The organism is Gelidibacter sp. F63206 (assembly GCF_023015735.1).
This window is the reverse complement of the sequence record NZ_JALKAU010000050.1, coordinates 1-14826: the sequence shown is the minus strand read 5'-3', so window position 1 is coordinate 14826 and position 14826 is coordinate 1. Positions and strand designations below refer to the sequence as shown.

Annotated in this window: 11 protein-coding genes and 1 tRNA gene; 6 read left to right on the top strand and 6 right to left on the bottom strand. The window is 36.8% G+C overall.

Translation table 11 applies throughout. The annotated features are described in order from the left end of the window. Window positions 1-222: 222 nt before the first annotated feature. Window positions 223-2487: an aconitate hydratase gene (locus MWU32_RS02025; RefSeq protein WP_246937312.1), complete on the top strand. Its 2265-nt coding sequence runs from the start codon at window positions 223-225 to the stop codon at window positions 2485-2487. A gap of 319 nt (window positions 2488-2806) precedes the next feature. Then, on the top strand, window positions 2807-3373 hold the full coding sequence (locus MWU32_RS02020; protein ID WP_246937310.1) for a TlpA family protein disulfide reductase: 567 nt from the start codon (window positions 2807-2809) through the stop codon (window positions 3371-3373). Here the strand turns inward: MWU32_RS02020 and MWU32_RS02015 are convergent. From MWU32_RS02015 to MWU32_RS01990, 6 genes are all read right to left on the bottom strand, one after another. Next, window positions 3359-4513, bottom strand: a complete 1155-nt coding sequence (locus MWU32_RS02015; protein WP_246937308.1) for a lycopene cyclase family protein — start codon at window positions 4511-4513, stop codon at window positions 3359-3361. The genes MWU32_RS02020 and MWU32_RS02015 overlap by 15 nt on opposite strands. A gap of 14 nt (window positions 4514-4527) precedes the next feature. Further along, window positions 4528-4977 (bottom strand): sterol desaturase family protein, encoded by a 450-nt coding sequence (locus MWU32_RS02010; protein ID WP_163516635.1) that lies wholly within the window; start codon window positions 4975-4977, stop codon window positions 4528-4530. An 8-nt stretch (window positions 4978-4985) separates the two neighbouring features. Continuing rightward, window positions 4986-5825, bottom strand: a complete 840-nt coding sequence (locus MWU32_RS02005; RefSeq protein WP_246937306.1) for a phytoene/squalene synthase family protein — start codon at window positions 5823-5825, stop codon at window positions 4986-4988. Beyond that, the gene (locus MWU32_RS02000) at window positions 5809-7296 is read right to left on the bottom strand and encodes a phytoene desaturase family protein (RefSeq protein WP_246937304.1); all 1488 of its coding nucleotides are present in this window, start codon (window positions 7294-7296) and stop codon (window positions 5809-5811) included. Before MWU32_RS02000 ends, MWU32_RS02005 begins: the two co-directional genes overlap by 17 nt. Window positions 7297-7344: 48 nt before the next feature. Next, the gene (locus MWU32_RS01995) at window positions 7345-8244 is read right to left on the bottom strand and encodes a MerR family transcriptional regulator (RefSeq protein ID WP_246937302.1); all 900 of its coding nucleotides are present in this window, start codon (window positions 8242-8244) and stop codon (window positions 7345-7347) included. 100 nt (window positions 8245-8344) lie between these two features. Beyond that, window positions 8345-8429, bottom strand: a tRNA-Leu gene (locus tag MWU32_RS01990). Between the two features lie 396 nt (window positions 8430-8825). Here MWU32_RS01990 and MWU32_RS01985 point away from each other — a divergent pair. The 4 genes from MWU32_RS01985 to MWU32_RS01970 all read left to right on the top strand — a co-directional run. Next, window positions 8826-9311, top strand: coding sequence for a hypothetical protein (locus MWU32_RS01985; RefSeq protein ID WP_246937300.1), 486 nt, complete (start codon window positions 8826-8828; stop codon window positions 9309-9311). A 419-nt stretch (window positions 9312-9730) separates the two neighbouring features. After that, entirely contained in the window at window positions 9731-10369 is a 639-nt protein-coding gene (locus MWU32_RS01980; RefSeq protein ID WP_246937298.1) for a hypothetical protein, read from the top strand. Window positions 10370-10792: 423 nt separating this feature from the next. Further along, a complete protein-coding gene (locus MWU32_RS01975; protein WP_246937296.1) occupies window positions 10793-11641 on the top strand; it encodes a T9SS type A sorting domain-containing protein in 849 nt (282 codons plus the stop codon). A gap of 894 nt (window positions 11642-12535) precedes the next feature. Next, the coding region (locus MWU32_RS01970; RefSeq protein WP_246937350.1) for a collagen-like protein at window positions 12536-14826 on the top strand (2291 nt) is incomplete at its 3' end.

Here is a 14826-nt window from a genome sequence, read left to right as displayed (position 1 = left end):
CATTCTCAAAATGTTGATGGCCGATATAAGTTGATAATTCACTATTTTATACCTGTCTATTTTGTCAAATTCGCTATTTTATCGCCTATTATCCGATATTCATTGAGAGATGTTTAATGTTTATTTGATTCCGTTAGAGATTTTTAAAAGTCTCTTTAATTTTGTAAATTTGCACTCCGAGTCCTCGGAAAAGAATAAACATCAACCTTTAAAATATACTCTATGGCATTTGATATTGACATGATTAAAAAAGTTTACAAAACTATGCCTGAACGTGTGGACAAAGCGCGTCAGATTGTTGGTAAGCCTTTAACTTTATCTGAGAAGATTTTATACGCCCACCTTTGGGATGGCAATCCAACAACCGCTTTTAAAAGAGGTAAAGATTATGTAGACTTTGCACCTGACCGCATTGCGTTACAGGATGCTACAGCACAAATGGCACTGTTACAGTTTATGCAAGCAGGTAAGCCGAAAGTTGCGGTACCTACTACAACCCATTGTGATCACTTGATTCAAGCAAAACAGGGCGCAGCTCCCGACTTGAAACGTGCCAATGAAACCAGCAGTGAAGTTTTTGATTTTCTGGCGTCAGTATCTAATAAATATGGAATAGGTTTTTGGAAACCTGGTGCAGGTATTATTCACCAAGTTGTTTTAGAAAATTATGCATTTCCAGGCGGCATGATGATAGGTACCGATTCACATACAGTAAACGCTGGTGGATTGGGAATGGTGGCTATTGGTGTTGGTGGTGCTGATGCTGTTGACGTGATGGCCGGGATGGCTTGGGAGTTGAGATTTCCTAAGCTGATTGGCGTTAAATTGACTGGAAATCTAAATGGATGGACAGCTTCAAAAGACGTGATTTTAAAAGTGGCTGGTATCTTGACCGTAAAAGGAGGTACTGGTGCGATTGTTGAATATTTTGGACCTGGTGCAAAGAACCTATCTTGTACAGGAAAGGGGACAATTTGTAATATGGGTGCTGAAATTGGAGCTACAACATCTACATTTGGTTATGACGACTCAATGGAACGTTTCTTAAGAGCGACAGACCGAAATGAAGTAGCTGATGAAGCTAATAAGATCCGTGAATATTTGACCGGTGATCCTGAGGTTTATGAAAATCCTGAAGACTATTTTGACCAAGTTATTGAAATTGATTTAGATAAACTTCGTCCACACTTAAACGGACCGTTTACCCCTGATTTGGCAACACCAGTTGGACAACTTGGTAAACTTGCCAAAGAAAAAGGATGGCCAATTAAAGTAGAATGGGGCTTGATCGGATCATGTACCAACTCATCTTATGAGGATTTGACACGTGCGGCTTCCATTGCGAAACAGGCCGTAGATAAAAATATCAAAGCAAAATCAGATTTCGGAATCAATCCAGGTTCTGAGCAGATCCGTTACACCGCAGAACGTGACGGTATTTTAAAAATATTTGAAGATCTAGATGCCACTATCTTTACAAATGCTTGTGGACCTTGTATTGGCCAATGGGATAGAAGTGATTTAAAAGGTGAAGAGAAAAATACGATTGTACATTCGTTTAATCGTAACTTCTCAAAACGTGCAGATGGTAATCCAAATACACATGCCTTTGTAGGGTCTCCAGAAATGGTGGCTGCAATTGCTATTTCGGGACGTTTGGATTTCGATCCGATGAATGACGTCTTGATTAATGAAGATGGGGAAGAAGTGAGATTGGACCCGCCACAAGGTATTGAATTGCCACCAAGAGGTTTTGATGTTGAAGATGCAGGATACGTTGAGCCAGTTAAAGATGGTAGCAAGGTAGATGTATCAGTTAATCCAACTTCTGAGCGTTTGCAATTATTGGAACCTTTTAAACCTTTAGGAAATAAGATAGTTGGTGCAAAACTATTGATCAAAGCTTTTGGAAAATGTACAACAGACCATATTTCAATGGCTGGACCATGGCTGCGTTACAGAGGACATCTGGACAATATCTCCAACAACATGCTTATTGGTGCGGTAAATGCTTTTGGTAAGAAAACAAATTTTGTCAAAAATCAATTGACCGGTGAGTATGGAGGCGTTCCTGATGTCGCGAGAGATTATAAAGCAAAAGGCGTTCATTCTATTGTTGTTGGCGATCACAACTACGGTGAAGGTTCTTCTCGTGAACATGCTGCCATGGAACCAAGACACTTGGGCGTTGCCGCAGTTTTAGTGAAATCCTTTGCACGTATCCATGAAACAAACCTGAAAAAACAAGGTATGTTAGGCTTGACCTTCGCCAATGAAAATGATTACGATTTGATACAGGAAGATGATACGATCAATTTCTTGGATTTAGATCAGTTTGCTCCGGACAAACCTCTTCATTTAGAGTTTGTTCATGCAGATGGCAGTAAAGATGTTATCAAAGTAAACCATACTTATAATCAACAGCAAATCGATTGGTATAATGAAGGTTCGGCCTTAAACTTGATTAAGAAGCAAAATCTATCTTAAGCATTTAACCTTTTTAAAGTAATAAAACTCCCGATAAACATTGGGAGTTTTATTTTTTTAGTGAAACCCGGAACTTGAAAGCAAAGCGCATCAAGTTCTGATGGTTGTCCCGACGGCTATCGCGATAATCCCGCTTTTGGGCGGACTCGAGACCCCTGTTTGCGGACAAGCAGGCAGAACTTGAATTCACGCCGTATAGAACTTTCCTGTTTAGATTGCTGTCGCGATAGCTCCTGCAAATGGATACGGAAACTTCGATTTAAGTTTTAATCTGTCGACACACTTGAGGCTTATCACAAAATCATCTATTTTTATAACCATGAAAATCTCAAAAAATCAACGTAGTAATATTATTTTTCTAGTGATCATTTTGCTGATCATCATTCCGCAAACGCGACAGCCTATTCAAGTTTTTTTACAAAAAGGTTTGGCCATGTTCAGTCCATCGGTGATTGACAAAGAAGACCGTGTTGTTCTCACCGATTATAACTGGCAATTGGTGGATGAGAATGGCGTGGCCTATAACTTCAACGATGCCAAAGGAAAGGTGGTGTTTATCAACTTTTGGGCTACTTGGTGTCCGCCATGTATTGCTGAAATGCCAAGTATGGAAAAGTTATATCAAGACTATAAGAATGATGTCGATTTTCTATTTGTTTCAAATGAAACCCAAGAGGTCATTTCAAAGTTTAAGAAAAAAAATGATTATGAGTTTTTAGTACATGCAGCAATAAGTGGAAACCCGAAGCAATTGGAAACTTCTTCCATTCCGCGGACTTTTGTTTTAGATAGAGAGGGAAATATCGTTATTGACAAAACGGGTGCGGCAGATTGGAACAGTAAAACGGTTAGGAGATTATTGGATGATCTTTTACAACTTGAATAATACTTTGAAAAACGCTTTTATGAAAGCCATTGAAAAAAGTGACTTCATTATAGAGAGGTCTTCGGAGAAAGTGGTTTCTTCATCTAAAAACCGAAACATGGTCCTAATGTCATTTTTTGAATAAAAGCTTTCAAAAATCCACACACCTTTTTGGTTTTCATCGTGAAGTACTTTTAGGAAAATCTTATCGTAAAACTTAAATTTTTTTTTGAATAATTGATGTGAGGGTCTTTTTCCTGCTTTGATGTTGTCGATTACTTTGGATACATTCTTTTCGGTATGTTTAAAGGAATATCCCGTTGAGCCCTTAACCCATCCACCTCCTGTACCAATTTTGGTAATGTTTTCTGTGTGATACTTCCAAAAAGGGAAATCGGTCATCGGAATATTACCAACTTCAGTTTCCAGAATTTTAAAATTGGTTAAATGGTATTCGGTTTCGAGATATTTTTTCAGTGCTTCTTCGTAAACCTCAGCTTTAACAAGAAACGGTGTGAAAAAGGTGTATTCCACCAAGGCCTTGGTTTCAGAGATAGGCAGGACATAGATGAAACTTGTCGAATCTTTATATTGAAACCTATAGTCCATCATGGTAAAGGCCCCAGGCTGAAAGCAAGGCGATTCGGTTTCAATGACCCAGCCTTGAAAATGTTGATGGATTAAAGTGTAATGAGATTGTTTTAGATAAAACTCTCTAGGAACTCTACTGTCGAACACATGTTTTGCCGAATAGGTTTGGGTATTGCCAATGACTTTTAAATCGACGGAATCTTCAATTTCTTGAACGGTATCCAAAATGAACTTGAAATTATCTTTTGATAAAAGCTTCTTTTTGGCCCAATTGTAAAACTCAAGGGATCTGATGGTTTTGTAGTTATATTCCTTCAGTGGAAGTATAAGAGACAGCTCGGAAGATTCAAATTTTGCAGTATGCCAAACTTTTTCAACAATAGAGTCAAATTTTCCTTGGCCCTGTTCCCAAAAGCTCCAAGTCTTATCATTTTCAGATTTATCGGAGGGATCAATCAGACCAATGCGGTAAGTGTCAAAATAGGAGTCTTTGGATATTTCTAATGCTAATTGCAAACCGGCAAGTCCATTTCCAATGATGATATAATCAAAATGGGTGTCGCTCTGCATATCTGACCTATCGATTATTTTTTGAAATATTTAAAAGGAACGATGAGCATACCAAAACATTCTCCATCATCTTTTCCCAAATGCTTGTGGTGCATCTTGTGGGCGCGTCTCAGGCCTTTGGCATACCTGTTATTGGCATTTCTAAAGATTTTAAAACGTTGGTGGATGAAAATATCATGGACGGTGAAATAGGCAATTCCGTAGGCTAAAATTCCAAGGGCAATAGGAAGGCAGTACCATAGATCTTCATAGCTCCAGAGGTAGAACAAGGTCATACTCACCACGGCATAAAAGAGAAAGAAGGCATCATTGCGTTCAAACCAACTTTTATGGTCTTTTTTATGATGATCTTTATGAAGACTCCATAAAAAACCATGCATAATGTACTTATGGGTAAACCAAGCATTGAATTCCATAATGGCAAATGTGCCAAAAAATATAAGTATCCAAAGAAAAATTTGCATGATCAAACTTACATTAAATTGAGTTGATATTTGACATAACTCCGGGTCAAAAGTTCAAATTTCTTGTAATTGGGCACCCGGATGCGAGTTGACTTAATATCTAGTGCCGGTGTGCTTTTAAGTTTTTTGAGGAGTTGGTAATAGTAGCGATAAGCCATGAACACTCCAAATTTTGCTTCGATAGGAAGTTCTTTTATACCTTCAAAACCCATGGCAAAATCGTTCTCAATGTCCATAATAATACGTCGTTTGGAAGTTTCATCCAAGTGGTTCAAATTGGTGTTTGGAAAATAGGTCCGACTTAAGTCCTCGTAATCCGCTTTTAAATCTCTTAAAAAATTGACTTTCTGAAATGCCGAACCTAAACTCATGGCACTATCCTTTAGATGATCGTATTTTTCTTCGTCACCCTTCACAAAAACTTTCAGACACATCAGTCCCACCACATCGGCCGATCCATATATGTACATTTTGTATTCCGCTTCCGTCAAGTAGTCGCTTTTATGTAGATCCAATCGCATACTATTCATAAAAGACATCACCAAATGCTTGTCTATATTATATTTGTGATAGGTTTCTTGGAAGGCATTCAAAATCGGGTTTAAACTGATTCTATGCTCGAGTGCCAGTTCCAGATCTTCTTCAAAACGATTGAAAAGGGCTTCTTTATTATAATTGTGAAATGAATCGACAATCTCATCCGCAAAGCGTACAAATCCGTAAATATTATAAATATCCTGTCTGATACTTTGGGCCAACATTTTGGTGGCCAAAGAAAATGACGTGCTGTACGAGTTTGTAACGGCTTTACTGCATTGATGCGAGACGATATCAAATAACGCTTTCATGGGCTTTGAGAGTATGATGTTTTTTTATAAGTTCTGCTACCAGTTTTCCGGAAATCAACGATGGTGGTACTCCCGGACCAGGTACAGTAAGTTGGCCAGTAAAATATAAGTTATTCACTTTTTTACTCTTTAATTTTGGTCTTAAAAAAGCCGTTTGCATGAGCGTGTTCGCCATGCCGTAGGCATTGCCTTTGTACGAGTTATAATCGTTTATAAAGTCCTTAACACAAAAGGATTCCTTAAATATAATATTATTTACGACGCTTTGCGAGGTCAAATTTTCAAAACGCTTCATGATTTTGTCGAAATAAAGCGATCTTAATTCGGCTGTATCCTCTAAACCAGGTGCTAACGGAATCAAAAATATACCCGCTTCCTGACCTTCAGGAGCCACGCTTTTATCGGTTAAAGACGGGAAACTTGCATAAAATAGAGGGTTTTCTGGCCATTTTGGGGTGTCATAAATTTCTTTGGCGTGTGCCTCAAAATCCACATCGAAGAATAAGGTATGATGATTAACGTTTTTGATTTTTTTATCAAATGCCACATAAAATAGGAGAGACGATGGCGCGAAAATCTTCTTTTCCCAATAGGCTTCTGAGTATTGGCGATATTTTTTCTCCACTAAGGTCTCTGAATGATGGTAGTCTGCTCCGCTCAAAACAACATCGCAATTGTAGATTTCGCCATTGGATATAATGCTGGTTGCTTCACTATCGGAAACCATAATCTGATCGACCGAACTTTCCGTTTTAATAGTCACACCTAAACTTTTAGCGAGCTGTTCCATAGCCAAAATGACTTCATACATGCCTTTTTTCGGATGAAAAGTACCAATTCCAAAATCGGCATAATTCATAAAACTATAGAAGGATGGTGTATTGTCAGGTTTTGCGCCAAGGAACAAAACTGGGAATTCGAGAATTTTGGCCAGACGATCGTTTTTAAATTCTTTACGAACATCTTTTTTTATTGTGCTAAAAAATTGATCTAATTTCTTAATGGTTACTGGGGTCATGAGCTCAAAGGGTGTGATACCTGGCCGATATACTAAGTCCTTAATGGCAACCTCATAATTATGTTGGGCGTTGGCAATGAATTTTTTTAATTTTTGGGAACTCCCTGGTTCTTCTTTTTCAAAAGTTTCACAAATTTTATCCAAGGTGTCTTCAATAGTAATAAAATCGTTCTTGGCAAAATAAACGCTGTAAGCCGGGTTTAGCTTTATTAATTGATAGAAATCAGAAGGCTGTTTTCCAAAATCGGCAAAAAATCGTTCAAACACATCAGGCATCCAATACCAAGTCGGGCCAATATCAAAGGTAAAACCATCTTTCTTGAGCTGTCTGGCTCTGCCTCCAATAGTCTTGTTTTTTTCAAAAATGGTGACTTTATGGCCATCTTTTGCTAGATAGCACGCTGCAGATAATGCAGAAAATCCGGAACCGATAATAGAAATATTTAATTTCATTGTTTAACAAAAGTAATTAAAAGTTAAACAAAAAACAATTCCAGAACGTTAAATTCTTGAAATTAAACTGTCAATTGTTTTGAATATTTTGATCTTTTTTGGTAAACTCTTAGTGTCAATGTGTTGTGCCATCTGACCAAGAATCCATAATTCATGGGTATTATCTTTTAAAAGCTGTGCATGAAAATCGCTAAGATAATTGGAAAGCTCCGCTCTAGGAGGGTTGACCGTAAAATAGGAAATGAAGGTCACGTTTTCATAATAGGCCAGAACATCCGTTAAACTCACTATGGGAACACTAGAGCCTAAAAAGATGGATCGCTGTCCCTTTGCTACAAGTTCATAATTTACAAACATGAGACCAATCTCATGGATTTCATGATCTGGGAGAAAAAGAACGAAGGCATTGTTGTGCTCTATTTTGATTTTGGATTGCAAAAGTTCGGTGTTAACCAAAAGCTTTTGTTTAATAAGTGAAGAAATGAAGTGCTCATGCGCTGGAGTGATGGTGTCCGTTTGCCATAACATGCCTATTTCTGAAAGGAAAGGTATAAAGACTTCATAAAATAGTTGACGAAACGATTTGGTCTTAATGAGTCCATTATAGGTTTCATAAAAAAGTTCCTGATCAAAATCCAGCATTGCTAACTTTAACGTATTGATAGCGTGATTTTTCAAATGGCCTTTGCTCGCTAATTCTCTGACTTGATCGTGTATTTCCGACGTTTTTAGAGATGCTATTTTTGAAATTTTGAGTCCATTATTATTTAGAAAACTAATATTTAATAGCTTTTGGAGATGACCTAAATTGTAAAATCTAATATTGGTATCCGTACGTTCAGGTTCGAGTAGCTCATAACGTTTTTCCCAAATACGGATGGTATGTGCCTTTATTCCTGTAAGGTTTTCTAAGTCCTTAATACTAAAGATTGTTTTAATGTTGTTCATTCTTTTGTGAAAAATATAGAACAAAATTAAACTAAATTATGATATGATGGAAAAGGAATGTGTTTTAAAGAAAAACTTTATTAGAATGGAAGGTAAATTGTGCGCACGAGAAGACTCGAACTTCCACGATCTAAGCGATCACCAGCCCCTCAAGCTGGCGCGTCTACCAATTCCGCCACGTGCGCAAAAATAATAATCAATGGATTTGAATGTTAGGCAAATGCTTTACTTTCCATGTTTTGTTTGGTATACAAAATTAAATCCAAAAGAACTTTAGCGGTGCAAATATAAAAAATCAAATAATTTAATTGCTCTATTTTCAATTTACTTTTCAGCTGAGATCATTATAATGTGAATAAAGCATGGATCTTCAAAAAATCGAGCTAAAATCGATATTACAATCCATTTTGGCCATATCGGCGATTTGCCCCATAAATCATTTGTTTTTAATTCTTTAGAACTTGCCAATGGTGTCAAAAATTTATAATCGCAAATTTTCATTACAGATAATCTTTTACTTATATGAGAAAGGATATGGCATTTGTAATCTATAAGTTTATATGAATGTTAAACTTATATGAATGTTAAATAGGACTGCTATGGGAGGTTTTAATAAATTTTTGGCCGTTTTTACGATCATTTTAACGATGTCATGCGATCTTGATAAAAATAATTCTCCAGCTCATAGTGATTCCGAAATTTTGATTCCTAAAAACATCGAACAATCCAAAACTACTATTTATGAAAGCAAGAGTAATCTTGATGAATTAATTGGAACAACTGCTCGTAATGATTGGGTTAATGAAGGAATGAGTGAACATTGGAATTTAGACCATCCAAAAAGAAAGGAGAATTTGTTTGAAGCTTTTAGTATGACGGAAGATCAGATTCAGAGTTATGAAAATGCATTACAGGCTTGGAAGGAATCTGAAAATGACGATGCTTTTAAATTGCTTTCGGCCACTGCGAAAATAAAAGAAGAAGACCGAATATTGAGAGCAATCCTGAATGAATCACAGTACGGGCTTTATATAGAATGGTCAATGAACAATCATTTGGGAAAATAAAACATCTTTACACGTCCTGATTTTATCTCATACCGAAGCTTATTTAATTTCATGTGCTTCAATTGAAATGCCACTGTTCATTATAAATGAGAGATCAAGTCAGGGGCATTTTATCCAGCTAGTAATAGTCGATGACTGACCATCCACAAAGATTCCCGATTTGAATTAATCTTTACCTAAATGAAGATTTTAAAATTTAATATGATGCCATCCTCTGGTATATCGTTTGAAATTTTAAGGATTTAAACAAAAAATGCTTAAATTTAATGGAATTCATAGATATTAAACCGTTCTTAAACAGCTTTTTCGGGTTAAAAATTTGATCGAAAGAGCTTAAATTTAGGAATTACTCATATTAACTTTATAAGAGCACGATGTTGTGCTTAAATTCAAATTCCAATTAACTAAAAAGTATAATTATGGCAGAGATTAAAATTGACAGGAAAAAACCAATTTGGCCTTGGATTCTCTTAATTCTGGTCGTATTGGGAATCATTGCGTATTTTGTTTATGACAATCCAGAACGTGATGACCATATTGATGACATTGATGATGAGGTCACCAATGAACATGTGATAGATTCTGATGGTGGACAATCAGGTACAACAGGCGCCTATAGGGCCGGAACAGCTTATGACCAATACACTGCCTTTGAAGGGTCAATTCGTGATTCTACACGTATTGCAATAGATTCATCCTACACCAAAAAAGCATACTACAATTTGAGCAAAGCGGTAGCGAAGAAGGCTGATGAACACAACGTGGAAGAATCACAGGCTTTAATTGATTTAAGAAACTTTTCGATGTTGATCACTAAGGTTTCCAGTCCACTAAGTAGCGCGGAATCGGCTAAAAACTTTAAAACAGCGAGTGATAAGGTGGCAAAGGTATTGGAAGATATCCAAATTAAGAGTTACCCTGAATTACAATCACAAGTTGCAGATTTAAAACAAGTGACTTCAGAGATGGATGGCTATATTAGTATGGATAAACAACAGGATAATATTACTCAGTTTTTACAGAAGAGTAGGGATGTATTAAAAGCGATGAACAACTAAAGTAGGAGGCTTTAACCGAAATAAGTAACCTATTAATTAAGTGAATTCTCTATTGGTTAAATACCTGTTCATTGGCCCAAACGAGATCATGTTGTATATATGATATTGACTTTGGTTAATGATCGTAGTGGCTATTTTTAGGTCAATTATGTAAAAGTACATCATATTCTCTAAAAAAGAGGAAATTTACCAATGGTGGGTTTCCTCTATTTTTATAATTATATATTTTGAAGATCAAGGTTTTTGAGCTGCTTTTACCATGGTAAAGAGACTTGTTTTTGGGATCTTGACTGATGACCGCCATCTCGCTATAATAATTATTTACGGAATATTTTTAATGCTTTGACCATTAATGAATTTCAATAGAAGTTGCTTATGTTAATGATTATTTTAAATTTGTAAATCATTTATATAAAACCAACCATGACTAAAACTACTTTATTGGCTATTGCATTTATGGCAATGGTGACTTTTAATATTCAGGCTCAAAATACTGAGATTATTTTGACCCAAACTACCGGTGAAATATTTATTGCTAGTGGCGTATCGTGCGACGGAGGTGATAATTCATGGTATCGCGATTATATACTTTCGGATGAAGGCATAACAACTGATGTCAAACTTGTGGGCGTTGAATTTGGATTACAAGGCATTCAGTTTGACGAAGAATTGGAAATTTATGCTTACAATTTTGAAGGTTTTCCTGCTGGTTTTAATGCTGCCAATTCACCGACTCCTATTGCATCTGGAAGGGTAACAGTTGGTTTAGATGATATAGATACCATAATTAGAGTCGACTTCGATAGCCCAGCTATAGTTTCAGCAAGCTCAAGTATTGTAGTTAGGGTTGTGCAACCAACTTCCACTGGAAATCAATTGTTTTTAGGTGCAACGCCTGGAGAAACTAAAGGAGGATTTATAAGCTCCATTCACTGCGGGATTGAAGGCGAACCGCTGCCGGTGGCCACTATTGGATATCCTGATGCGCGACATATGATTAATTTGGTTGTCGTTGACGAAACACTTTCCTTAAGTAATAGTCAGATTGAAAAATTTGCGGTCTATCCGAATCCCACTAGTGCAAGAGTCATGTTGAAGGCTCCTTCGGGATTAGAAGTAATTAATGTGAGCGTGTTTGATGCGTTGGGTAAGAATTTGCATGTACAATATAAGAATGAGATAGTAGAGACAGATAATTTGAGTCCTGGAGTTTATTTACTGCAAGTTGATACATCGCATGGTTCGTTCACAAAGAAGATAGTTAAAGAGTAATATGGTTACTTATATTCACTTAAACCCACGGATCACGTGGGTTTTTTTTCGCCTCAAAATTAAAATTAAGACGTATTGAGTTTTGAGGATAGGTTCCAAATAACGAATTAAATTCTCTTGAGAGCTCTAAATTCCATGTAAGTATCAAAAGAAAGGTCACTTGATTTATGTATCGGAATTAATGACGGTTCCTACATCAAAAGGTTATAACTAAAATATTTCATTTACCAAACAAATATTCTTTAGTGATGTGCGGGAATGAAATGGCCAAGGTTCGGTGCACTTTTCAATTGTTTTACCAGATGACTTCAAATATTTCCTTAAACCACTATTGACAGTTGAAAATATTCAAGTTAAACCTACCAATTGTTCCAATATCTTTAATCGAATTGAATCTTAATATTTAAAAACTACTAAAGATTGGTCGCCATTTGTAAAAAGAATGTGCTAAGGTATGAACACTCTTATTATTTAATCGCTTCAATTTCTATGGTGAGCAATGTTTTAGAAAACTTAATACACTTTTTCCACAGTTGACCTTGCAATATGTTAATATTATGTGAATATAAGGTCAAGATCTTTTGATAGTGAGATCTATTTTTTCGGCAGTCACATATAAAAAATAAAACGAACTTAGGATGATTGTCGAAGAAATTTGCTTTTTATCGATGATATTTAAAAATAATTTCTATATTTGTGCATCTTGTCGATAATATTGACCCTTTGTCGGAAAATATTTTAGGTCTTTAGATTGTTAAAATAATTAACATATTGACAAGATAACTAATTAATGGAAATATGGCTTAACTAGGTTTAAAGGATGAAATATAAACTTACCAAGTATATAAAATCTAAAAATGCAATTTCAAAATTTCATAACAACAATCAATCACTATGAAAAAATTATTACTCTTACTTATCCTAATAGTAGGTAATTCCATTTTTGCACAAGTAGGGATCGGCACGGATATGCCAAGCCCTTCTACACAATTGGAAATAAAATCCTCAAATAGAGGTGTTTTAATACCTCAGGTGCCGCTTAATGGTACTACAGATCAAAATACCATTACCGCAGGAAACATAGAAAGCTTATTGGTTTATAACACCAATACCAATGCTACCTTGACTCCAGGATATTACTATTGGTATCAAGGTGTTTGGAATAGACTGACAACGGAGAGTGATCTGCCAGAACATATTGTGCTGTGGGATCTTGCAAACAATCAGTTTACTTATATAGATCAAAATGGAGACATCCAAGCCATTGATCCGACAGATTTTCAGACATTAACTTCCCTAAGGCTCAATCCTGATGGACATACCTTGGATTATGTAGACGAAAATGGAGATAATACTAGTATTGATCTTCAAACGGTTATCAAGAATTTTGAAACACTGACTAATATAGTGGCAAACAGTGATGGCTCATTCACCTTTACGGATGAAGCTGGAGTTGCGACTTCTATTGATATTGGAGATCTTGAAACGCTAACATCTATCGCTCTTAATCCAGATAATGTCAACATTGACTATACAGATGAAGACGGCATCATCACTCAATTGGATCTCACACAGATTGTCAAAAATTTAGAGACCTTGACATCGATTGTTGAGAACAACGATGGTACGTTCACTTTCACGGATGAGGTTGGAGTAGCGACCATTATCGATATGGGCAATCTTGAAACACTAACTGCGATTGCACTTAATCCAGATAATGTCAACATTGATTATACGGATGAGAACGGTGTGGTCACCCAATTGGATTTGACCCAAATCGTCAAGAATTTAGAGACCCTCACAACGGTTGTTGAAAACAACGATGGTACCTTCACATTTACGGATGAGGCCGGAGTTGCGACCATTGTAGATATAAACAATCTCGAAACCTTGACTACCATAGCACTCAACCCTGACTACGTCAACATTGATTATACAGATGAGAACGGCGTGGTCACCCAATTGGACCTGACCCAAATCGTCAAGAATTTAGAAACCCTCACAACGGTTGTTGAAAATAACGATGGTACCTTCACATTTACGGATGAAGCAGGAGTTGCGACCATTGTAGATATAAGCAATCTTGAGACCTTGACTACCATAGCACTCAACCCTGATAACGTTAACATTGATTATACGGATGAAGAGGGTGTAGTCACCCAATTGGACTTGACCCAAGTTGTCAAGAATTTGGAGACATTAACCTCGATTGTTGAAAACAACGACGGTACGATTACTTTCACGGATGAGGCCGGAAATGAAACTACAATAAATGTGAGTAATCTCGAGACTTTGACTACAATAGCACTTAACCCTGACAACGTCAACATTGATTATACAGATGAAGAGGGAGTAGTCACCCAATTGGACTTGACACAAATCGTCAAGAATTTAGAGACCCTCACGACGATTGTTGAAAATAACGATGGTACCTTCACATTTACGGATGAGGCTGGAGTTACGACCATTGTAGATATAAACAATCTCGAAACTTTAACTACAATAGCACTCAATCCAGACAACGTGAATATTGATTACACGGATGAAAACGGTGTAGTCACCCAATTGGACTTGACCCAGATCGTCAAGAATTTGGAGACACTCACGACGATTGTCGAAAACAACGATGGTACGTTCACATTTACGGATGAGGCCGGAGTTGCGACTATTGTAGATATAAGCAATCTCGAGACCTTGACTACCATTGCTCTCAATTCAGACAACGTCAACATTGATTATACGGATGAGAACGGCGTGGTCACCCAATTGGACCTGACCCAAATCGTCAAGAATTTAGAGACTCTCACAACGGTTGTTGAAAATAACGATGGTACGTTCACATTTACGGATGAAGCTGGTAATACTACAATTATAAATATAAGAAACCTTGAAACCATCACTACCCTTGTTGATAATGGTGACGGAACAATGACCTATACCGATGAAAACAATATTGAAACCATAATTAATTTAGCTAATGGTCCAAAAGGTGACGATGGGGATTCTGCTTATCAAGTTTGGTTGGATCAAGGAAACACTGGTACCGAATTGGATTTTATTGCTTCTTTAAAAGGCGAACAAGGAATTCAAGGAGAGACCGGTCCAGCAGGACCTCAGGGACCAGCAGGAGCCGATGGTGCCGATGGTGCAGATGGCGTCCAAGGACCACAAGGTGATCCAGGCCC